General features: G+C 60.5%; 17 protein-coding genes and 1 pseudogene. 10 read left to right on the top strand and 8 right to left on the bottom strand.

What is annotated here, in order from left to right; all coding sequences use genetic code 11:
• The first annotated feature begins 171 nt into the window (after positions 1-171).
• Positions 172-1,566 carry a tetratricopeptide repeat protein gene (locus FJ404_15620; GenBank protein ID MBM3824291.1) on the top strand — a complete coding sequence of 465 codons (1,395 nt, stop codon included), beginning with the start codon at positions 172-174 and terminating at the stop codon, positions 1,564-1,566.
• Between the two features lie 12 nt (positions 1,567-1,578).
• Here the strand turns inward: FJ404_15620 and FJ404_15615 are convergent, their stop codons facing one another.
• A complete protein-coding gene (locus FJ404_15615; protein MBM3824290.1) occupies positions 1,579-2,487 on the bottom strand; it encodes a polyprenyl synthetase family protein in 909 nt (302 codons plus the stop codon).
• Positions 2,488-2,752: 265 nt separating this feature from the next.
• Between FJ404_15615 and FJ404_15610 the strand changes: the two genes are divergently transcribed.
• From FJ404_15610 to FJ404_15600, 3 genes are read left to right on the top strand one after another with little or no spacing between them, the layout of a single operon-like run.
• Positions 2,753-3,598, top strand: coding sequence for a polyphosphate polymerase domain-containing protein (locus FJ404_15610; protein ID MBM3824289.1), 846 nt, complete (start codon positions 2,753-2,755; stop codon positions 3,596-3,598).
• Positions 3,442-4,281: a DUF4956 domain-containing protein gene (locus FJ404_15605; protein MBM3824288.1), complete on the top strand. Its 840-nt coding sequence runs from the start codon at positions 3,442-3,444 to the stop codon at positions 4,279-4,281. The genes FJ404_15610 and FJ404_15605 overlap by 157 nt, the downstream gene beginning before the upstream one ends.
• Complete coding sequence (locus tag FJ404_15600) at positions 4,136-5,392, top strand: HlyD family efflux transporter periplasmic adaptor subunit (protein MBM3824287.1); 1,257 nt, start codon at positions 4,136-4,138, stop codon at positions 5,390-5,392. Before FJ404_15605 ends, FJ404_15600 begins: the two co-directional genes overlap by 146 nt.
• A gap of 50 nt (positions 5,393-5,442) precedes the next feature.
• Here the strand turns inward: FJ404_15600 and FJ404_15595 are convergent, their stop codons facing one another.
• Positions 5,443-7,380 (bottom strand): SDR family oxidoreductase, encoded by a 1,938-nt coding sequence (locus tag FJ404_15595; protein ID MBM3824286.1) that lies wholly within the window; start codon positions 7,378-7,380, stop codon positions 5,443-5,445.
• Between FJ404_15595 and FJ404_15590 the strand changes: the two genes are divergently transcribed.
• Positions 6,379-8,703 (top strand): immunoglobulin domain-containing protein, encoded by a 2,325-nt coding sequence (locus FJ404_15590; GenBank protein ID MBM3824285.1) that lies wholly within the window; start codon positions 6,379-6,381, stop codon positions 8,701-8,703. The genes FJ404_15595 and FJ404_15590 overlap by 1,002 nt on opposite strands.
• A gap of 43 nt (positions 8,704-8,746) precedes the next feature.
• Here FJ404_15590 and FJ404_15585 read toward each other — a convergent pair whose 3' ends face one another.
• The 3 genes from FJ404_15585 to FJ404_15575 all read right to left on the bottom strand — a co-directional run bounded on the left by FJ404_15585 (position 8,747) and on the right by FJ404_15575 (position 11,271).
• Entirely contained in the window at positions 8,747-9,817 is a 1,071-nt protein-coding gene (locus FJ404_15585; GenBank protein MBM3824284.1) for a M42 family metallopeptidase, read from the bottom strand.
• Positions 9,818-9,888: 71 nt separating this feature from the next.
• Entirely contained in the window at positions 9,889-10,710 is an 822-nt protein-coding gene (locus FJ404_15580; protein MBM3824283.1) for a carotenoid biosynthesis protein, read from the bottom strand.
• 27 nt (positions 10,711-10,737) lie between these two features.
• A complete protein-coding gene (locus FJ404_15575) occupies positions 10,738-11,271 on the bottom strand; it encodes a hypothetical protein (protein MBM3824282.1) in 534 nt (177 codons plus the stop codon).
• A 449-nt stretch (positions 11,272-11,720) separates the two neighbouring features.
• Here FJ404_15575 and FJ404_15570 point away from each other — a divergent pair, with 449 nt between their 5' ends.
• The 5 genes and pseudogenes from FJ404_15570 (at position 11,721) to FJ404_15550 (ending at position 18,078) form a co-directional block, all read left to right on the top strand.
• On the top strand, positions 11,721-12,095 hold the full coding sequence (locus FJ404_15570; protein MBM3824281.1) for a type II secretion system protein: 375 nt from the start codon (positions 11,721-11,723) through the stop codon (positions 12,093-12,095).
• Between the two features lie 124 nt (positions 12,096-12,219).
• Positions 12,220-13,521: an L-rhamnose isomerase gene (locus FJ404_15565; protein ID MBM3824280.1), complete on the top strand. Its 1,302-nt coding sequence runs from the start codon at positions 12,220-12,222 to the stop codon at positions 13,519-13,521.
• Entirely contained in the window at positions 13,522-15,081 is a 1,560-nt protein-coding gene (locus tag FJ404_15560) for a sugar ABC transporter ATP-binding protein (GenBank protein ID MBM3824279.1), read from the top strand.
• Complete coding sequence (locus FJ404_15555) at positions 15,062-16,021, top strand: ABC transporter permease (protein ID MBM3824278.1); 960 nt, start codon at positions 15,062-15,064, stop codon at positions 16,019-16,021. The genes FJ404_15560 and FJ404_15555 overlap by 20 nt, the downstream gene beginning before the upstream one ends.
• 26 nt (positions 16,022-16,047) lie before the next feature.
• Positions 16,048-18,078, top strand: a pseudogene (locus tag FJ404_15550) (substrate-binding domain-containing protein).
• Between the two features lie 76 nt (positions 18,079-18,154).
• Here the strand turns inward: FJ404_15550 and FJ404_15545 are convergent.
• From FJ404_15545 to FJ404_15535, 3 genes are all read right to left on the bottom strand, one after another.
• The gene (locus FJ404_15545; GenBank protein MBM3824277.1) at positions 18,155-19,348 is read right to left on the bottom strand and encodes a hypothetical protein; all 1,194 of its coding nucleotides are present in this window, start codon (positions 19,346-19,348) and stop codon (positions 18,155-18,157) included.
• Positions 19,332-21,212, bottom strand: coding sequence for a hypothetical protein (locus FJ404_15540; protein MBM3824276.1), 1,881 nt, complete (start codon positions 21,210-21,212; stop codon positions 19,332-19,334). The genes FJ404_15545 and FJ404_15540 overlap by 17 nt, the downstream gene beginning before the upstream one ends.
• Before the next feature lie 601 nt (positions 21,213-21,813).
• Positions 21,814-22,662: a radical SAM protein gene (locus FJ404_15535; GenBank protein MBM3824275.1), complete on the bottom strand. Its 849-nt coding sequence runs from the start codon at positions 22,660-22,662 to the stop codon at positions 21,814-21,816.
• Positions 22,663-22,717 lie beyond the last annotated feature (55 nt).

Genomic DNA, 22,717 nt, shown 5'->3' with positions numbered 1-22,717 from the left:
GGCGGGCCTGTCCCAGCCCGCCGCCCACTGGATGCAAAACATCATGCTCCGGCGGCGCGCCGGGACGGACGCGCCCTACCTGCATCACCGGCAACATCGGGATGCACCGTGGGCCGGTGGCCTGGTTTGATTTCCGGTGGATTTTTGGCGGTCAGGAATTAAGCTATCGGCATGCCCGAGAAGCCGTTATCCGAGATCCCCCGCTCCCTGAGGGAACAATATGAAAAAGGCCTGGTCGCCTTGGAGAAGAACAACCTGGACTATGCGTTGTCGATTTTCGAACAGGTTCTGGTGCGTGAACCGGGATTCTTTGAGTGCCGCCAAGCGTTGCGCGCCACGCAAGTCAAGAAACATGGCTCCTCAACCGGACTGTTCAAAAAGATGCTCGGGGCGGCAAGCAGTTCGCCCATGATCGCCAAGGGCCAGATCGCCCTGCGGTCCAATCCCCTGGAAGCCCTTCGCATCGCGGAGCAAATCCTGAACGGGGACCCGAACAACAACACGGCCCACCGGTTGCTTGCCGAAGCCGCCGTCGCCGCGAAGCTTCCCAAGACCGCGGTGCTCTCGCTGGAATTTGTGATGAAATCGTCGCCGGGAGACAAGGCTGCGGCCATCGCCCTGGCCGAGGCGCTTGCCGCCGCCGGCCACATTTCTCGCGCGGAAAGCGTGCTCGCCGAGTTGCAGCGCGCGTATCCCAACGATCCGGCGATCGCGCAGACCCTGAAGAACGCTTCCGCCACTCGCACGATGGATGAGGGTGGATACGCGGCTCTGGAAGGAGGGCAAGGGTCTTACCGTGACATCTTGAAGAACAAGCAGGAATCGGCGCGACTCGAGCAGGAAAACCGGGAGGTGAAAACCGGGGAAAGCGCCCGGTCGTTGATCGAGGAATACGAGCAGCGCCTGGAAAGCGAACCCCATAATCTGAAGTTGCTCCGCAACATCGCGGAGATCCATGCGCAGAATAAAAACTTCGAGCGGGCGGCCGAGTTTTACCAGCGCATCCTCGACCAGGACAGTTCGAAGGATCCGAGCATCGAGAAGGCGCTGGCGGATTTGAAGGTGAAGCGCATCGACCAGGCTCTCGCGCAACTCGACCCGGCGACACCCGAATTCGCCGAGAAATCCGAAGCTCTGAAAAAAGAGAAACAGGAATTCTTGATCCAAGATTGCCGGATTCGCGCGGAGAAGTATCCCACGGACTTGCAACTGCGCTTCGAGCTTGGGGTGCATTACTTCAATGGAAACCGGATCTCCGAGGCGATTCAGGAGTTTCAAAAAGCCCAAAACAACCCTCATCGGCGCATTCAGGCCCTCGGTTTCTTGGGGCAATGCTTCGCGCGTCGAGGCATGAATGACCTGGCCGCACGCACCTTGCAGAACGCGATCAAGGAGAAAACCGTGTTCGACGAGGAGAAAAAGGATTTGATTTATGCGCTGGGCTTGGTGCTGGAAAAGATGGGCAAGAAGGAAGAGGCGATCGAGCAACTCAAGCTCATCTACGAAACGGATATCGGCTACAAGGACGTGGCGGCGCGGGTGGACGCCTATTACTCGGCCCAATAACGGCGCTTCCGCCTACTTCTGCCGCTCGAGGAGGAATTGGGCGAGCGCCAGCAGTACGCCGGCCCGGCTTCCGAAAGGTTTCAGGCTGGCGTAAGCTTGTCGCGTCAGAGACTTCGCCAGGGCGCGGGACTTCTCGAGCCCGACAATGGACGGGTAGGTCGCCTTCCGGGCGGCGGTGTCTTTTCCCGCCGTTTTGCCGAGTTGCTCTGAGGTTTGCGTCACATCAAGAATGTCGTCGATGATCTGAAAGGCGAGACCGACTTTGAAACCGAACCCGGTCAGCGCCTTCAGTTGAGCGGGGCTGCAATTGGCGCTCATGCCGCCCAGGCGGACCGAGCAGCACAGGAGCGCGGAGGTTTTTCGCTCGTGAATGTAACGGAGTTCGGCAAGGCTCAGCGGTTGTCCTTCGCCTTCCAAATCGGCCACTTGACCGGCAATGAGTTGGAGACTTCCTGAAGCCCGGGCGATTTCGAGCACGATTTGCGAATGAGGATAACGACTCCAACCCCGGCATCGGACGGCCAGTTCAAAGGCCTGGGTGAGGAGCGCATCGCCGGCCAGCACGGCAATGCCTTCACCGAAGACTTTGTGATTGGTCGGCTTGCCGCGCCGGAAGTCGTCGTCGTCCATGCACGGCAGGTCGTCATGGATCAGGGAATAGGTGTGGATGCATTCGACCGCGCACGCCAGAGGCATGGCATCTTTTTCGCCGCCCCCGCAAGCCTCCGCGGCGGCCAGGCAAAGCGCCGGGCGCATCCGTTTCCCCCCCGCGAAGAGGGAATAGCGCATCGCGCGATGCAGCGTGGCCGGTTTGGCTTTTTCGGAAGGAAGCCAGGCATCCAGGGCTTGATTGACATGGCTCGTCTTGGTGGAAAGAAAAGAATCCAATTGAAAGTCAGCGACTCGAGGCCTGGAAGGCATTTTGGACATGGGCGTTTATAGGTACAACCCCAAGCAGCCAGCAAGAGCGCACTTTTCGACGCTCAACCGCCTTAACCCGCTCACTCGAATTCAGGGCAGCAATTCGTTGGGGCTCAATAGTTTGGCATTGAACTTGCTTGAATTCTCATAGGAATGAGTAGAATGTTGCCGTCATTGTCTGTTGACGATGACGTATCAAACGCGAGACAAACATGTCTCCACCGATGTGGCGTAAGAAGAACTTGAATGCGAGTGAGTTGAACGGATGGCTATGGAGCAGGATCGACTGCAAAAGCAGCGTTTCGAGCTGAAATACATCATCCCCGAGGCGAAAGCGCTGGCGATTCGTGAGTTCGTCCGCTGCTATTTGGACCTGGATGAGTACGGAGTGGGAAAGCCCAATTTTTCCTATCCCGTCCACAGTCTCTATCTCGACTCGGACCAGTTGGCCTTGTATCAGACCACGATTAACGGGGATAAGAACCGGTTCAAGCTCCGGCTTCGTTACTATACCGACGCGGAAGACGCGCCGGTGTTTTTCGAGATTAAAAAGCGAACGAACAACACCATTTCGAAGGAACGAGGCGCGGTGAAGCGATCCGCTGTGGCGATGATTCTGCGCGGACACATTCCTGACGCCGCACATCTCCTCTCCAAGTCCCCCAAAGCCTTGGTGGCGATCCAACGCTTCTGCCAGCACACGCTGGACCTCCGGGCGACTCCCAAGGCGCATATCGCCTACTTGCGCGAGGCCTGGCTGCCCGCCCACGATAATTCTGTCCGGGTCACTTTGGACCGCGAAGTGCGCTGCGAAGCCGAGCCCACGTTCAATCTGTCCACGACGATGATCAAGCCGGTCCTGGTTTTCGGAAATGAAGTCGTGCTGGAACTGAAATTCACGAATCGATTCCCGGATTGGTTTCGCGACCTGGTCCGGGTCTTCGGATTGATGCAATGCGGAGCGGCCAAGTATGTCGATGGGGTCACCCTCCTGGGCAAGGAGCGAGTGACCCGGGAACATGCCCGGCCCGAGCACGAAACCGCGTTTCTCTCGCGGGAGGGCGCTGCCTCCAGAAACCCAACTCGCGAAGCCGTCCGCCCTTTTGCCTGATGGACACTTTTTGGAATGGCGACTTTGCCGCGGTCCCCACGGATTTTCCCAGGATGCTGTTGGGGATGCTCGTGGCGTTTCTCGGAGGGCATGTCCTCGCGTGGGTCTACATGACGACTCACTCCGGACTTTCTTACTCGCGGTCCTTCGTCAACTCGTTGATCGTCATTCCGACGGTGACTTCGATGGTGATGATGGTGCTTCAGAACAACCTGGTGACCGCGTTCGGGCTCATGGCCGTTTTCGCGATTGTCCGATTTCGCAACATTCTTCGTGACACTCTCGACACGACGTATGTGCTTTCCGTGATCGTGGTCGGCATGGCCTGTGGGACCATGAAACTGACGACCGCCGTGGTGGGTTGCGGGTTGATTTCGTTGATCATGCTCTATCTCTGGTTCAGTCATTTTGGAACCCGGCATCGATACGACGTGATCGTGAATATGCACTGGGCAAGGCCTGCGGCGGAAATGGGAGAGTTGCGACAAGTGCTGCACCGCCACAGCCGCAAAGCCCAGTGCGCCAGCCAGCGGTCCCATGAGGGCTTCGAAGGCACGGATCTCTCCTACCGGATCCTGCTCCGTGACCCCGGCCGGATGGACGAAATGCTTTCCGAGTTGCGGGCATTCCCCGGAGTCTCGAGAGTCACCGGGCTGCTGGCCGAAGAAGAGTCCGAAGTCTAATGAAAGCATGAAACCGCATCCCGTCATTCCAACGCCGCCCGCCCAGCGGTGGAAGGACTTTAAACGCACGGGAGTGCCTGTCCTCGTCTTCGGAATCTGCACGTTCCTGGCGATGAGCCTCTGGAAGTCGAACTTCGCGACGTCAGCCCTGGTGGGCGAAGCCGAGATCGTGCAGGCCAGCGTCACCTCCCCGCAGGCCGGATCGCTCACCCAAGTCCAGGTCGCGAGGCTGGATCCCGTGGCTCAGGATCAAATCTTGGCCTACGTCGTCACCACGCCGCCCAAAGTCGCCGAAAACAGCCTGGCCGTGATCAAGGCCGAGATCGCCGTGATCCAATCCGGCATGGCTGAAGCCCTCGATCAGCAACGCAACGCCATGTCGTGGGAACAACTTCAGCTCGATCTGATGAACCACCGGATCGAATTTGCGGCGGCTTCCATCTCTCTGCGTTACGCCGAATTGGAGCTGGAACGCGCCACCAAGCTTTATCAGGACAAGCTTGTCAGCGACGAACGCCTTGACCTGGCACGATCCACCCGTGAACAAGCAAAGTCTCGACGGGATGGGCTCGCCTCCGTCATCGACGCTTTGAGTCCCCGCTTGGAACAATTAGGCGGGGAAAGCGGGCAGAAGATGGCGGATGCGGCGGCTCGTTCCGTCCGCGCGGCGATCGCGGTGCAGGAGGAAAAGTTGCGGTTGGCCGAAGCCCAAATGCAGCCCATTCCCTTGCTCGCTCCCATCGCCGGCCATGTCACCACCGTCTTCAAACGCACGGGTGAAAACCTGGAAGCGGGTGAATCGATCATGACCATCACCTCCGACCGATCCGAGCGGGTCACCGCTTATTTGCGCCAGCCGCTTTCGGTTCAACCGCACAAGGGCATGCCCGTCATCCTGGTCACACGCGGCGCCCGCCGGGAGCAGATCGATGCGGTGGTGCAGCAAGTCGGAGTCAGTTGGGAGCCCATTCCCGCCTCCCTCCTGCCCCGGGGGCTGGAGGCGGATCGAGGCTTGGCGATCTCGGTCGGACTTCCGGGGCATTTGAAAGTTCGCCCCGGCGAGTTGCTCGAAATCAGGTTTCAACCCTCTGGCGATACCGCCGGAAACTGAGGCGTGGCGGACTCGCCCTGGCTTGGTGCAGTCCATCCCCGAGCAGCCCGTCAACCTGGCTCGTCATTCCGCTTCCGAATCTCTTCTCGATAACCCTCGCGATAGCTCGGATAGCGGAGAACCCATCCCAACGTTTCCCTCAACTTGCGGTTGGAAACCCGCTTGTGGGTCCGCGCTCGTTTCGTTCGTGGAGAACCACTGGCGGGCTCGGCCCTTTGAGGCATCGGATTCCCTGTCTTGTCCGCCAGCCAGCGGAGGAATTCGACCTGAGCCACGGGTTCATTGTCCGCGACATTGTACACTTCCCCCCGGGGAGCCTGTTCAAGCGCCAGCACGACCGCCCGGGCGGCGTCTTCCCGGTGAACCATGTTCAACCACCTTTGCCCGGTGCCTTCGACGCGGGCTTCCCGCCGCAAGAGTTGTTGCAACAAATGGCCCCTCCCCGCTCCGTAGAGACCCGCCAAACGAAGGACGACTGCGCCCAAACCCTGAAGCGATCGGGCATGAAGCTCGGCTTGCACCAAAATGCGGGCTCCCTCCGGCTCCGGGCTGACCGGAGAATCTTCATCGACCCAGCTCCCGTCCACCTGGCCGTACACGCTCGTGCTGCTGGTAAAAACGAATTTCTGCAACGGCTGGTTTCGCATCCAAAGCTCGACCATGCGCAATCCTTGATCAAAAACGAGGCGATAGGCATCCGCCCCTCCCCTCCCCGTCGAGGCGCAATGCACGATCCACTCGACACCGTCCGGAAGTTGCTTCAGAGACTCGGGAACGCCGAAATCGAAGATCACCGGTCGAATGCCCACCGACTCCAATTCTGTTGCCGACTCGGGCGAACGGCGAGTCCCCCAGACTTCGTGCCCGGAGGCCCGAAGCAACTCACCCACGCGCACGCCCAGATAGCCGCAACCAAGGATTAAGACGCGCATGGGAAGAGTCGAGGGAACCCGGGCCTCGTTGTAAACAGAAAAGCCAGCCGCAAAATGGCCTGGAGCCTGAGCGTCCAGCTTCGTAGTCTTCGCCATGCCGTTTGCCGGATGGTTTTGCCACGTCCTCAGCCTTGGCCTGTCGGGGACCTTGGGGCTGCAAGCGACGTCGGATGTTTCCCCAGGGGGGAAGTTCAACGGCCGCAAACGGCCATCGCATTTCGCGAAAGCCGCGTGAATGTCTCGTCCCTGCCTGAAGGGTCGACCCGTGGACAGATCCTCCAGGACGAGGACCAACTCGAACTGCCGGCGCTCCTCTCCGCTCCGGACCACGGAGCCGATTTCAAGCGCGCGACCGAAACCGCCGCGGCGGCCCGTCCCGTCCCCAGCTTGCGCACCCACTTTCCGGCTCTGATCGACAATTACGAGGCGTTGCCTCCGGACACTTCCGGGGCTGTGGGACCTGAACATTTGGTGGTTATGCTCAACACGGAATTTGCCGTGCAGGCCCGTCGAGGAAGGGTGCTCAAGCAAGTCCTCCTGAAGGATTTTTGGAAGCCTGCGGGAGCTTCGAACGTGTTCGACCCGCGAGTTGTTTACGACCCTCGTTCGAGACGCTATTTTGCCACGGCCATCGCCGAAGGCCAGACCACGAATTCCATGATCCTGATCGGTGTCTCCTCGACTTCGGATCCGGCGGGAGACTGGCGCCTCCTCACGCTCAAAGCCGACCCCACGGGCAAGGTTTGGGCGGATTTCCCCAATCTCGGATTCAATCGCACCTGGTTGGGAGTGAGTTTCAACATGCACACGGTGGGCGAGACCAATCTCTTCGTGCGGTCCGATCTCTACATCTTGGACAAAGCGGCGCTGGTTTCCGCTCAGAACCCGTCGATCAAGAAATTCGAGGATTCCAACGGCTTTACCCTGGTGCCCGCGGTGAACCACGGCGGGACCGAGCCCAATCTTTATGTGGTTTGCGACGTGCCCGCCCGGAACCGGCTCCGAATCGCCCGCATTCAAGGAGCGCTGGGATCGGAAACGTATGCGGCCGGTCATGCCTTGACTCCTCCTGTTCCCGCCTGGGGATTCTGGAATGTCACTTCGGAGCAACCGAACGGCACGAATCTTTCACCCCAAAAGGGAACCTCAACCTCTATCTTCCCGAACGACGCCCGCATCCAGAGCGTTCAGTATCGAAACAGCTCCTTATGGGTCGCGCACCATGTTTTCATGGACCTCGGCACCCCGAAGGAGCGGACTTCGATTCAATGGTGGAACGTGTCTTTGGCGGGGGCAATTGCCCAACGCGGGCTGATCGACGATCCGAGTGGCTTGGAGCACTATTCTTTCCCGAGTCTGGCAGTCAATCGGTCGAATGACGTGCTCGTCGGTTTTTCTCGATTCTCCAAAGAAACCTACGCCAGCGCCGCTTATGCCCACCGGATGGGAAGCGAACCCGCGGGACTGATGTCACTCCCGCAAACGTACAAGGCTGGAGAAGCTCCTTACGTGCGTATTCGCATTCGAGGCCGCAACAGCTGGGGGGACTACAGTGCGGCATGCGTGGATCCTTTGAATGATCAGGACATGTGGACGATGCAGGAATACGCCTCGACGAGAGGTCCGAAGGGAGACCGCTGGGGCACCGAGTGGGCCTATTTTGCCTTCAGCACCAATGATCCCGGCGTTGTTTTGAGCGCTTCCCCGTCGCGTACCGTTGAGGAACTGGGGCAATCCGTCGAACTCTCTGCGCGGGTGGACGGCACTCCACCGTTGCGATTGCAATGGCGCCGGAACGGGTCGAATCTGGCGGGCGCCACCAATGCAACTTTGACCCTTCCGGCTTTTGCCGCCCGCGACCAAGGCGATTACGTGCTGTTGGCCAGCAACACGTTTGGCTATGAATTCAGTGCGGTCATTGAACTCGCCTTTGCCGCCCCCAAGATCACGAAGCAACCCGCGGGAGGCAGTTACAGGGCAGGCTCCAACGTGGAGCTCTCCGTGGCCGCGGACGGAACCAAGCCTTTGACCTACCAATGGCTGTTCAATGGATCGGTCCTTGTTCGAGCCACGAATGCGACCCATCTCGTGAGTGCTTTGGAGGCGTCCAAGCAGGGAGCCTACACGGTGGAGGTGCGGAACGTCGCCGGAAACTCGCGCTCCGAGCCGGCCCGCCTGCAGCTCCTGGATCTGCCACCACCGGTGAGTCCGTTGCTGTCCGGTCCGAGGCTCGACGCGGATCGTTCGCTTTCGTTCGAATTGTTGATCGATCCCGTTTATCCCATCGGACTGCAGCAATCGACGAACCTGGTGGACTGGACATTCTACGCCGCTTACACGAGTCCGTCCACGCGCCCCCCCTGCGCACACTTCCCCTGACCAATCAGCGCAACTGTTCTTCCGGGTGCTGGAAAAACCTTGATCAGATTTTGACTTTGAATTTCTCCTTCTTGCGCAGGGAGGCGGAAAATCCTGCGAGCAAGCGGGGAATGCACTCGAGGTCGCGAAGGCTGACCAACTCGACGGGCGAGTGCATGTAGCGATTGGGCAGGCTGATCAAGGCGCTGGGAATGCCCCCGCGCGTCCAGAAAATGACGTCGGTGTCGGTGCCGCTGGTGGCGGACATGGCCTCATGCTGGAGCGGGATGGATTCTTGGGAAGCGATCGCTTCCAACCGCGCCACGACCTCGCGATGATTGCAGCCCCCGTGGGTGAGCGCCGGACCTGCGCCCACCTTGATGTCCCCGTGCTGGATTTTGCTCACGGTCGGGTAGTCGGTGGCATGAGTGACATCCACGACCAGCGCCACATCAGGCTTGAGGCTGTAAGCGATCTGGCGGGCTCCAAGCAGGCCCACTTCTTCCATGATGTTCGACACGGCGCAGATCTCGGCTTTCAGGGCTCGGCGCTGAGGATGCAGCAAACGCAGCGCTTCGGCGACGGCGAACGTGCCGATGCGGTTATCGAAGGCCCGCGCCACGGCCAGATCATTCCGCAAAAGTTCGAAGCCGTTCTCCAGAGTCACGGGATCGGCGATTCGAACGAGCTCTTGAGCCTCCTTCTTGCTTCGCGCGCCGATATCAATGAATAGATCCTCCATCTTGGGCACTTTACGTTCGCCCTCCATCCTCGTGAGGTGGGGCGCGACGTTCCCCACCACGCCTTTCACGGGCCCCTGCCGGGTGTGAACCGCCACGCGTTGAGCGCGAATGATCGCCGGGTCGATGCCTCCCACTCTGCGCACGTAGAGATAACCGTTGTCGTCGATGTAATTGACCGCCATGGCGATTTCGTCCGCGTGCGCCGCCAGCATCACCCGGGGGGTTCCCCCTTTGTTCAAAACCGCCACGCAGTTTCCATAGGCGTCGGAATAGGTTTCGTCGGCGAACGCCTTCACATAGTCGAGCCAAACGCGTTGCCCCCGGGTTTCGTGGCCGGAAGGGCTGGGGGTGTGGATCAGAGTTTTGAGGAATTCCAAGGAAGCTTTTCGCATATTCAGGTGCCCCCATTACGACACTGCGAGACAAGCCTTGGCAAGCCGCGGGTCTTTTCCTCAAGCCGCCGTCAGTTGCGGTCCGTTTCTAAGGCCATTTCCGCGCGAACCCAATAAGCCCCGCGTAAAGCGCAGAGGGACACGAAGCCCAACATGCCACCCGCCAGGACCGCCAAAGTCCAAAGTTCGTGGCGAAGGCTGTCGAGAATGAGCAATCCGTGGATCAGCACCCATAGAATCCAAGGGTGAAGATCGGGAGACTGCTTCACCGGCTGTTTATGGATCAGCCAGGGGGTGGCGAATCCGAGGAGGCAAGCAGCCACCACTGAACGGCTCAGGAACACCAGCCCATCGATCCCCAGCACCGAGGTGGGAACACGCGTGCCCCCTGTCGCCCAATAACGTTTCGTCAGGCTGGCAAAGGGCTCCATGGCCACGGCGAAGAGGCCGACCAGGACGGAGGCGAGTCCCAGCACCCAGAATCCATAATAGGTCGTTTTCCGCCAGGGTCTCAGGATGAGACGAGCCACGCCGCGCGCATTCAGCACCATGACGATCCAGACACATGGGATGACCGCCGGGACGGTATTGGGCGGGCTTGCACCGAGACTTCCGAGGAAGGCGCGGGGACCGAAGGGAATGCTGAAGCGCAGGCTGGCCAATTCCACCAGCCAGGCGAGTCCGCCCACCCAGGCGGCCGCGCCCAGGGCTTGTTGGAGGGGCAACCGGCGATGCAAACCGGTCACCGTGCAGGCGGACGCGAGGATCCAGAAAACGCATTCAAACGCGGGATCGCGGGAGGGCGGGGAAAGATCGAGCAGTGTCGCCACGCCTTGAGCCACAAGGGCCAGCAGGAATAGGACGAGGACAGCGCCGTGCAACCGCGCGGTCATAAGACGCCCTTGATCATTCGCACAAGCCTAGAACCAGCTTTCCTTGTCTTTGAACAGCAGATTAAACGTGGTGAGCGATCCGTAGGACTTTGTGATGTATTGTTGCCAGTCAAACTTCTCCCCGCTGGTCAGGGTCTCGCTTCCGTTGATTTTCTGCTCCAGGACTCGCAGGTTGTTTCGGATCAAGACGATCTTGTGGAAGAACACCTCCAGGTCCACTTCCTTGGCCTGCAGGGAAGCATCCGACGGCTTGAGGATCAAGGTTCCTTGATGCCAGCGTTTTCCGAGTTCCTCCACCGACCCCCCTGGTTTTTCGACACCGAGGCCCTCGAGCGTTTTTTCGACCGTCTGCGCCATCAGCGTGGCCAGAGGGATGTTGAGGCCGCTCAGGGTGGCCATGGTCTCCAAGGGCTCGAGTCCGCAGTTTTCAGGAGAAACGGTGCAGATGTTGCCATCGTCAAAACGAATCTCAGCGGTGTGTTCGGTGAGGGCGCGGACGGCGCCGGTACCATGCTGGGGGTGGCGAACCCGCATGCCAATGTGCAGCGTCTCGGTCTTCATGCAGGCGTTCGCATAACCCCAGGCCCAGCAAAGAAAAAGGAAAAACACCCGGCTTCGCGCCTCATCCTTCGGACCCTTGGGCCTCGATCGTGCGCGTTTGCCGGCTTGCTTCGCCCGTGAGGTCGGAGGGCGCGACCGGACCTTACGGTTTGGTCGCAGCCGGCGATGTGTCTCGTCGCTTGACCATGCGGGTGAGCTTCGTTTTGCCGAGTCCTTCGACTTCGGGCGGCTCCGTGCCCACCTCTTCCCGCCAAAACCGCGTGTCCCGCAAGAGCTCTACCACCAAGGGCAAATGGCAATCCTGAGAAGTCTCGCGGACGACAGGGAAGGATCTGCCTCGCGGCGGCATTTGCCTTTTGTAAATAGTTTGTTTTGAACTCAATTGGATGTTGAATCATGCCCCCTTATCGCATTACCGTCTCCTGGTTTGGAAAAATGCGGGCGGGCGTATGAGAATACCTCTTGATCATCAAAACCACGGCTTCACCTTGGTGGAAATCATGATCGTGGTGGCTATTGTGGGGTTGCTCGCGACTCTCGCCATTCCGAACTACGTCCGCGCTCGGGAGAATGCCCAACTGAACAGCATCCTCAATAATCTGAGACTGATCGAGGATGCCAAGGGTCAATGGGCCATGGCCCAGGAGAAGGGGACTGGGGATACCACCGATCTCGCTGCCCTCAGCGACTATCTCAAAGGCGGAACCATCGTGCCCATCGTCAGCGAGACCTATACGACTGAGGCCGTCGGCATTTCATCGGCCGCCAAAGTCCCCGTTTCCCTCGGCACCTATCCCGTCGGCGCCGTGATCACGGCCCGCTAACTCCCTCCGGGCACGATCCCAGTCCGCTTGCCATCCTGCGGCCCCCAAAGCAGGAAGGATGCATGCCAGGATCGTGACCTCGAAGCCGCCTGGATGCCGCGGGGAGGACATTAAACACCCACTCATGCCAACACGAAACTTGAGGCCGCGCCTACGCCGACGGACATCGAACACGCCCCCAGCATCCTTCAGCGCGGCGGCGGAATCCTACTCCCAGTCCGGGGTGGACGCGGAACACGCTCTCAAGCGACTTTCCCGGTTTCCCATCTCTTTGCATTGCTGGCAGGGGGATGATGTCACGGGTTTTGAATCACGCGATTCTTCCTTGGGCGGCGGCATTGCGGTCACCGGTTCCCATCCCGGCAAAGCTCGCAATCCTCAAGAACTTCGCGAAGATCTCGATGCGGCCCTTGCGCTCATTCCCGGCCGGCATCGGCTCAATCTGCACGCGATCTACGGGGAGTTTGACGGATGCAACATCGATCGAAACGCCATTGAACCCCGGCATTTCCAGGGCTGGCTCGACTGGGCGCAATCACGGCGGCTTGCGCTCGATTTCAACCCCACGTTCTTTTCCCACCCCCTCGCGGAATCCGGATGGACCCTCGCCCACCGCGACCGTGCGATACGGGATTTTTGGGTCGAGCATGGACGACGATGCCGGGAAATCGCTGCGTTTTTCGGCAGGCGCCAGGGAACCCCTTCCGTGAACAACGTCTGGATTCCTGACGGTTCCAAGGACTCCCCGGCGGATCGTTGGGCTCCCCGTCGGAGATTGGAGGACTCGCTCGATCGAGTTTTCGCTTCAAAGTTTCCCCATCCGCACCTTCTCGACGCTGTCGAACCGAAGCTTTTCGGCCTTGGATCCGAGAGTTACGTCGCCGGGTCCTACGACTTTTATGCCACTTATGCGTTGCGCCGGAAAATCGCGCTGTGCCTCGATCTCGGCCATTTTCATCCCACGGAAGAGGTGTTCGACAAGATCTCTGCACTGGCTCCCCACCTCCCGGCTTTGCTGCTGCATGTGAGCCGCGGCGTGCGGTGGGACAGCGACCACGTGGTGCTCCTCAACGATCCCTTGCTCGCGGTCGCGCGCGAAGTTGTCCGGGCGGCGGAAAGGCACACGATTGTGCTTGGCTTGGACTACTTCGACGGCAGCATTCACCGGGTCAGCGCTTGGGTGCTTGGCGCCCGTAATCTGCTCAAAGCTCTCCTCATCGCCCTCCTCGATCCCAGAGCCAGAATCGAAGCATGCGAAAATGCCAGCGACTTGACCGGCCGGCTGTTTTGGCAAGAGGCAGCCCGCACCCTGCCCTGGTCTTGGGTCTGGGATGAATATTGCCGGCGACACAATGTGCCCCTGGATCGGGATTGGATCCAAACCGCTCGGGCTCACGAGACGTCGGTCCTGCCACGCAGAATTTGAATGACGCCCCTTTCCCCGCCCTCGCCCGGTCTGGAATTGCGTGGAATCGACAAGGCATTCGGCCCCATCCAAGCACTCCACCGGGTCGATTTCGACCTTCGTCCGGGTGAAATTCACGCTTTGATCGGGGAGAATGGGGCGGGCAAGTCCACCCTGATCAAAACCGTGGCGGGCGCCCTCGAACCGGACGCCGGCGAAATCGGCGTGCAAGGACGCACGTTCCGTTCCCTGACCCCCCGCCTCTCGCGTGAACTGGGCATCGCCGTGATTTACCAGCATCCGCCGCTTTTCCCGGATCTCACGGTCGCGGAGAATATGAGGTTGTTCCTCGGTCCAGCCAGGGCGTTTTGCGTCATCGATCGATCCCGCCAGATCGAACGTGCTCGCGAGTGCCTGGCGGCGATCGGATCCAACCTTGATCCAACGCTGGAGGCTGGCCGGCTGTCCATGCCCGAACAACAACTGGTCGAGATCGCTCGAGCCCTCGCCGCCGGGGCACAGTGGCTGATTCTGGACGAACCCACCGCCGCACTCGGCGCCGACGACGCCTCCCGCCTGCATCAAGTCCTGCACGCGCTCCGCGCGAAGGGAGCGGGATGTTGCTATATTTCTCACCGGCTCGAGGATATCACCGGGCTCGCTGACCGGGTCACCGTGTTGCGGGATGGACGGAAAGTCGCTTGCCTGCCCGCGGCAGAAGCCACGGGCCGGGAAATGATCCGCCTCATGGTCGGCGGCGAAAGGCCTCCGTCCGATTCTTCACCACCGCATGTCGCCCAGCCCGATTCCTCGGCCCCCGGAACACGCACTTCTCCGGATTCTGTTTTGATGCGAGTGGAAGGGCTCGGCTGCAAATCGTCCCACCTGCGGGAGATCAGCTTTGAACTTCGTCGCGGTGAAATCCTGGGACTGGCCGGACTGGTTGGCTCGGGCCGCACGGAATTGGCGCGTGTGCTTTTTGGATTGGACCCGCTGACCCAAGGAACGATCCGGATCGAGGGTCAACTCTGCCGGATTGAGAGCCCTGCCGACGCCTTGAGCCTTGGCATCGCCTACTTGCCGGAGGATCGACGGCGGCATGGTATTATTGCCGAACTGAGTGTTGCTGCCAATACCAGCATGGCTTCTTTCCGGCGGATGTTTCCGCGAGGCTGGTTGGATCTCGCGCGGGAAAGATGCGAGGCCCAATCCTGGATCGAAAGGCTTCGCATCCGATGCCAGGGTCCAGAGACTCTTGCTGGAACGTTGTCGGGCGGAAATCAGCAGAAGACCGCATTGGCGCGGTGGCTGGCCACTTCCCCGCGCGTTCTTATCGCCGATGAACCCACCCAGGGCATTGATGTTGGGGCCAAGGCCGAGATTCATCGTCTGCTGCAATCCCTGGCGTCGGAAGGCCTGGCTATTCTGCTCCTGTCCTCGGATTGGCCCGAATTGCTCCAACTCAGCGACCGCATCGGTGTCATGAGACAGGGGAGGCTCACCGCGTTTTTCTCCAAGCAGGAAGCCTCCCCCGAGGCCATCCTCTCCGCCGCGCTCGGCCATGAAGTCACTGCCGCCTAACCCTTGGCCTTGGCGGGAAGGCTCCGTCGTGGTGATTCTCCTGCTGTCGCTCGGCTGGCTCGGGCTGGCGGCGCCTTCCTTCTTCAAGCCCGCCGCGCTTTGGCCCTGGCTCACGAGTGTCGCGCCGGTGCTTTTGATCGCCACCGGCATGTTCTTCGTCATCGTCGGCAGGCAAATCGACATCTCCGTGGGTTCCCAGTTCGCCTGGTGCAGCGTGCTTGCCGGAGAAGCGGCCAGTGCCGGATGGCCTTGGCCTGGGATTCTTGCTTCCGCCCTGCTTGCCGGACTCGCGCTGGGGGCTCTCAATGGGCTGCTCGTGGCGGGATTCAAGCTTCCCTCCATCGTCGTGACACTTGCGACCATGGTCACCCTCCGGGAATCCCTGCGCGCCTGGCGCGAGGGCGAGTTCGTCCGGGACCTTCCCGATTCCTTCCAATGGTTCGGCCTGGGCCAATCCTTAGGACAATGCTGGGTGATCGCGGCGGCCCTCCTCCTTTGGATGATCCTCTGGATCGCATCAGTCCGACTCTCCGTGTTTCGATGGGTCTATGCCGTGGGTTCCAACGCGGAGGCGGCCCGGCTGGCCGGGCTTCGTCCCGCTCGAATCACCTTCGGCCTTTTCGCATTCATGGGACTCTTGACCGGGTTGGCCGCGACCCTCAATGCGGTTCGGTTTACCGACGTGGACCCCAAAACGGGTGCCGGACTGGAACTTCAAGCTATCGCCGCGGTCGTGGTGGGCGGGGTATCCATCTCGGGTGGCCGCGGACGACTTTGGGGTGTCTTGGCTGGCGTGCTTCTCCTCGCTTGTTTACCGTCCGCGCTGGTCTTCCTCAAATGGCCTCCTCATTGGGAAAAGGCCATCCAAGGACTCATCATCCTGACTGCGGTGGCCGCCGAAGGTGTTCACCGCGCGCGCTCGCGCGGCCGTGAGGATTGAATTCAGCAAGACGACGCCTTAGTTCCATGCGAACCCCTCTTTCAGGCGAAACCGGCAGGCACGAACTCGTGCTCATGGCGTTCCTGGCCGCGGAGCTTCTGCTTTTCTCGTTCACCGGGCGCCGTTTTGCGACGGCCGAAAATGGGTTTGAAATCCTGCGCGTCAGTGTGGAATTCGGACTGCTGGCCTTGGTGATGACCCCGGTCATCCTCACCGGCGGCATCGACCTTTCGGCGGGGTCCTTGCTCGGGCTCTGCGCCATTGTGCTGGGCAAGCTTTGGCGAGACGCGGGTCTCGATCCCGGTTGGGCTTCGGCCCTCGCGCTGGCAGCCGGCGCTGCGGGAGGTCTGTTGAACGGCGTGCTGATCGCGCGGTTGAAACTCCCTCCCCTCATCGTGACGTTGGGGTCGTTTTCACTCTTTCGCGGCTTGGCGGAGGCGATCACCCAAGGCGTGGACAATTTCACAGGGTTTCCCGACTCCTTTCTTCTGCTCGGCCAGGGTTACATCCTCGGGGCCATTCCCGCCCAAGTGCCAATATTCCTGGCGGTGGCCGCAGGCCTCTGGCTCCTCGTTCATCGAACCCCTTTCGGAAGAAGCCTGCGCGCTTTGGGTTATTCTCCAGAGGGAGCCCGTTTCGCAGGTCTCCCGGTCGGGCGGAACTTAATCCTGGTGTACGTCTTGTCCGGAGCAGGCGCGGGGCTGGCGGCCATCATTTACGTCGCCCACCTGGGACAAGCCAAGGCGGACGCCGGAACGGGATATGAATTACTCGCCATTACTGCAGTCGTCCTCGGGGGGGCATCGATTTTTGGAGGCAAGGGGTCCGTTCATGGCACACTGCTTGGACTGGCCGCACTCGCCGTCCTCAAGAATGGCATCGCCCTCTCGGACCGTCCCTCGGAATGGGTCGGCATGGCCACGGGCGCACTTCTTCTTGCGGTCCTTTCCGGAGAAGCCATGCTGAAGAAAATGAGCGCGCGGGTCCCCCGTTCACCCACGCGCGACTCCACATCAATGCCCTCGGGATCACCATAAATTCGACCTATGAGAATGCTCTGCGCCGGTGTCTTTCTGCTTTGGATCTGCGGTTGTTCCAGAGAGTCCGCCACCTCCAAGAAGACGGCTCCGTCGGACGGCGGAAGCGCTTCAGGCTCCATGACGCTGGCCATGATGCCTAAAAGCAAAGGGAACGCTTACTTCATCTCCTGCCGCAAAGGCGCGGAAGAAGCGGCGCAGGAATTAGGCGTCAAACTTCTTTGGGACGGCCCTACGGAGCCCGATCCCGCCAAACAAAACGAAGTGGTCGAGACGTGGATCACGCGCGGGGTCGATGCTCTTGCGGTCGCGGTCGAGAATCGCGGCGGCCTGTCCACCGCCTTGCGCAAAGCCAAAGCCCGGGGGATACCCATCGTCACTTGGGATTCCGATGCCGATCCAGATTCCCGCCTCTTTCTGGTCAACCAAGCCACTCCCCAGGGCATCGGACAAACACTCATGGATGAAGCGGCCAGGATCCTGGGCAGCCAGGGTGAATTCGCCATCATCACGGCTTCCTTGACCGCCGCCAACATGAACGAGTGGCGGAGGGAAATCGAAGCGCATCGCCAAGCCAGGTATCCCGGCATCAAAATGGCCGCCCTGCGGCCTTGCGACGATCTCAAGGACAAAGCATTCGCCGAAGCCACCGCCATCCTCAACGCCCACCCTCAAGTCAAACTGCTCATGGCCATCTGTTCCCCCGCCGTGCCCGGCGCCTCCGAAGCCGTCAAGCAAAGCGGACGGCAAGACGTGAAAGTCGTCGGACTCGGACTGCCCAACGACAACAAACGTTATGTGAAAGAAGGCATCACTCCGGCGGTCATCCTCTGGAACACCGCGGACCTCGGCTACCTCTCCGTGTACGCCGCCATCGCCGCCGCCAAGGGCAGCCTCAAAGCGGGGGCAACCCGTTTCCAAGCGGGACGCCTGGGCGAACTCGAAGTTCGTGGGGATCAGATCCTGCTTGGAAAACCCTTCGTCTTCACCCGGGAGAACATCGACCAGTTCGATTTCTGATCCCGCATCCGCATCTGGCCGCCATTGGCCCGGTCCCGAAAACCCAAGCAGGCGCCCCGCCCCTCGGATACCTCACTTACTTCTCCAACCGCCAGCCCGACGCGTCAGCCACCAAACGGCTGTGGCCTTTGTAGAGATCATAGACCTGCTTCATCTCCTGGATGGAATCAAACCATCCCACGACATGAGCGGCGCTAAACGATTCACCTGCGCGGGTGGGACGTCCGTGAATTTCCTCGATCGTGACAATCACCCCGCCCGGACGCTGCGACCACCAGGCTTCGTAAACGACGGACGGCTCCAGCGTCATTCCCGCGAGCCATGGCCCGGCGCGGCCGGTCTTGGGATCCCGCACATGATAGGCGCGAATGAAACGCTCAGGAATGCGGCGCATGTCTCTTCGATAACCAAACTTCAGATCGGGTGGAAAGGGTTCGAAAAACTCGCTTGAAGGAATCCTGACCTCGCCATGGGGGCCGTCCAAGTGGCTGAGATAAACCTCGCTGAAGGTATCCCCCCGATCATGCCGGATCACCCCGGGCGTATCATTGCGTAGAAACATCTCGGGGGAATCATTCGCCGAGTCCACTCTGTCCATCAGGAAGAAATAGCGGCGCCCTTTGGGAAAAACGATCCATTGGGTCCACTGCGATCCGGCCTTGCGCCCCGGCGCGGCATACTCGAACCGGTAGGTGGTGCGCACCGCCACAAAATCGGGCCCGCGGAGGACTTCGGGCCGCACGGGCTTCATCCGATGGCAGAGTTGAGGTCCTTCGACCATTCGCTTGCGATGCGTGCTGCCATGGGCCATCAGCGCATAATGGCGTTTGCCAGGATCGGTCTCGTTGTCGTGCCAGGTGTAGCGACCCACGCCATGACCGTCCGGGGCGATCACCTCCTGGCTCCACTCCGTGTCGCTTCCGGATTCCATCAGCCAGTCCACCACCATCAAACCGTCTCCGATCTCACGAAATCCCGTTTCCTTGTCGAGAAAGGTTCCCTTCTCAATTCCGGTCATCCAGTGCTTGGGATTCCGCTTGACGATCACTGCCTCGACACGGTCGGTCTCCACCTTGATCGCGCGGTCATCCTCGGAGATGCGAAGCCACGGCTCTTCCGCCCCGGCAGCCATGGCTGTCACCCAAGTGGCCCAGCTCAGGACCCAGGCCAGCCCGCTTCGATTCCAGCCTCCGCGGCGCTTCATTCTCCGGCTTGGGTGGAGGCTTCCAAAAAGGGGCGCCCCTCCGTCCACTTCATCGTCGCAGTGCATCGTTCGATTCCAATCCAAGTTTAGAACGGCCAGCCGGGGTCAGTTCGTTTGAGCTCCAGGGGGGATCCCAAGTGGTGTCCACAACCACATGCTTTACCCCTGGAACTTTCAGCAGCACGTCACGAATCGGGGCGTCATTGCCACCGCTGCCCGTGGAAAAAAACCCCGCGCGCGGACGTCCACGATGCGGCAAAGTCATCAGGACCCTCACCGTTTCGCCCCGCACTCGAATGTCCCTGACCAGCCCCAACTCGACCACGCTCGGCAACGCGGAGTAGAGCTGCACGTCCCGGCACGCCTCGAGCGCCTTCCAGAGAGCACTCTTCGAGATGGGAGCGTCACCCGCCTCTCCCGGACGAGCCAGGCGGCCCACAGGAGCTTTGCCGAACCGGAAATCCAGATTCGACGGCGCCGTCCACGTGAGGGGCGAAAGCAATCTTTTCCGCAACGATTCCACCTCCGGAGCCCCGTTCCGTTCGTCAAATGGAAGTGTCAGGTAGGCATTTCGCTGCCGAATCTTGGCGCCCGCCTTCAAGGTGGTCTGGTGGAAAAAGGCCCGGCTCCATAATTGCCCGTGCCAGCGATAGTGCAGCGTCGGGGATCCAGAATGAGGCAAGCGTGGCGTCCCCGTGGCCTCATGATCGAGAAACAAACCGATGAAAGCATCCTTGGTCGTCCGATTGAAAAAACCCACCCCCCAAAGATCCTCCGCTTGCGGCGCGGGCACTTCCCCGACGTGAAGTTTACCGTCCCGGCCCATCCAAAGGGTCTCGTTGAACGACATGCCGGAAAACACCCACTCGTCGTCGCGGAGGTAGCCAACGGTCAGGTCCCGCACCACCTCCATGCTCCCCAGCTTCATGAACCAAGGCGTTCCCGCATAAAACCGGTACTCGACTTCGATGTGAACGCGGGAGGGCGTAAACACCGGATGCAACGGTGATGCGGGAAAACCCCACCGCCGCACCACCACCGAGAGCGGCCCGCGCACAACCGAGTAATCCGGACACTCGGGCCAGTTCGTGATGCGCATCTTCTGAAAATCTCCGGCGGTCACGTAATCATGAGCCCAATCGATCCCCGGCGGCTCGCCATGTCCGTCACCCCCGGCAAAAAGTTCCAAGCCGTGTTCCCGCTTGTAAGCCAACCGCTCCAACTGTCCCATCTGCCGGGACAAAGAGGCTTTGAAAAACTCATTCTCGATGTCCAGCCCGACACCCTCGCCGGTCACCTTGAGATCCGAGTCATAGCCAGGCAACTCGGCATCTGGATTGCCAAAAAGCACCATCCACTCGCCCCGCTCCCGCGCCTCCGCGTCCGCCAGAATCGTGACCCGCGCCTGCCACTCGCCTCCTCGCCGACGAACTTCGGAGACTTGACTCCTGACCTCTCCAGGCCGGGCTCCATCCAACCGCACGACCCTGATTTCCCGCGCCGGCGATCCAAGCGAATCGGCTGGAAACCCAAGGATCCATTCCACAGGTTCGGCGTTCCTCGACAACCCCTCCCGTTCTTCCGATCGCAGCAATTTCGCATATCTCCACCCCCGGATCCATTCCCGCCAATCCACAGGCAAACGTTGCGTTTCAATGAAAAGGGAAGCACCAGAGAGTGGATCAGGCAGCCGGCCATGCTCCTGCTCCTCAAACTCCAAGGTGTGCCTGATGGATTCGGCCAGCGCCCTGGCTTGTCGATAATCACCCCGGGCACGAGCCGCTTCCAACCATTGGACTTTTTCTGCGATCGAATCATTGCGCTCGGCAAAACGAGTCTCCGCAGCCGCCGCCAGTCCGGTCAGATCCAGCATCCCAAACAACACCAGCACGCTGAAAGCTCTGAGGCTGGACCTGAAAGGGGACGGCATGGAGAACCCGGGTTGCACTTGCATTATGACGCGATTCTTACGGCACGACAAGCGGCGATTGTGCCAGCCATTGTTATTCGGTGCATCCAGAGGTTGTCGGGGCCGGGTTGTCTTGGTAACGCAGACAGCCCTGTCTGCTGTTTCGCAGGCTGCCCAGCCTGCGGGGCGACGAAGGGAACCAGGCCGCATATTTCATGCACGGGACGCCCGGTGAGGACACCGGGCCTACAAACACAGAGGCAGGCGCGATTGTAGGCCGCGTACCCTCACGCGGCACACTGTCGCGGATTCAAGCTCAGTATGAATGATCCAGGCTAGGCGCGTGGAAAGCATGGAAGGGCCTCGTGCTTCACCCACCGGGCCGACGGGCCGTCGGCGATACGGCAGGCTGGGCAGCCTGCGCCACACGACGGACAACTGATACGGTTTCCAAAGTTATTCATCCGCGGGCGAGGAGAGCCAGGAACAGCTCCCCGGATCACGGGAGTGGGCAACCCCAGTGGAACTCACGGCAACAGGGAGCACCCCTCTCGAACTCGAGCTTGTCGCCACAACGCAGCGGTTGTCCCCCGAGAAAGCCTTTGCATCAGACCACGAGTCGCTAGGCGAAGGTCCGCACCCGCAGCCCCGTGCTTTCGCGGATCCGCGCGGCCACGGCTTCCAACTCCTCCTCGCTCAACCGAGTGGCATAAGCTTCCGGTGTGGGGCGTGCGATGGTGTAGGCGTGGACCTCAGCGATGCGTCCACCCGCTTGCACGATTTCGTTTAAGCGGTCGCCATAGGCCTTCAGTTCGTCCGCAGAGATGGGGACACCATGCAACTTCAAGAACAAGCTCTGGATAATGATCGGGCGAACGCGCGCCGTGAGCAGCAAATTCGAGAGGATCCGGTCAAATTGCACCCGCGTGCGATTCACGGCCTTGAAGTAGGATTCCGTTCCCGCGTCGAGCTTGGCCCAAATCTGGCCTTGATGCGCGTCCAGAACTTCCAACCCTTTTCTCACGTCTGCTTTGTCCAATCCCGCGGCATCGGTGATCAGAACCAATTGAGTCTCGGTCAAGCCGAACTCCGTTTTGATCCTGGCAACAGCCTCCGCGCACTCGGCGAAATTCCCGATCATCGTGGGTTCGCCGTCCCCACTGAACGCGATGTCCTTGATGTCTCGGATCAAACGCTCCGGCAGGCCCCGGAATCTCGCGTCCTCAGAAAGGCCTCCGTCCAGCACGCGGCGAATCAGATCGCGCAACTCCATTTCCAACTGGCGCACGACCACCCCGGCCGGCTTGCCCGGAGTCCTTCGATCCACCTCGCAATACACACAGTCGAAATTACAGACTTTGTCAGGGTTCAGATTGACCCCGAGCGAGAGTCCCTCCGAGCGTCTGGAGATCACCGGATACACATAGGTGTAATCCGAAAACTTCCTCGCATGGTCGCGGACCGCGGCCATGTCACGATGCACTTTGGGGTTGGACGCGGACACCATGCCTCCCTGCGCCGTCTGG

The sequence above is a fragment of the Verrucomicrobiota bacterium genome, assembly GCA_016871495.1.
Lineage (GTDB): Bacteria > Verrucomicrobiota > Verrucomicrobiia > Limisphaerales > VHDF01 > VHDF01.
The sequence above is the reverse complement of the archived record's forward strand: the minus strand, read 5'-3'. Positions and strand labels throughout refer to the sequence as shown.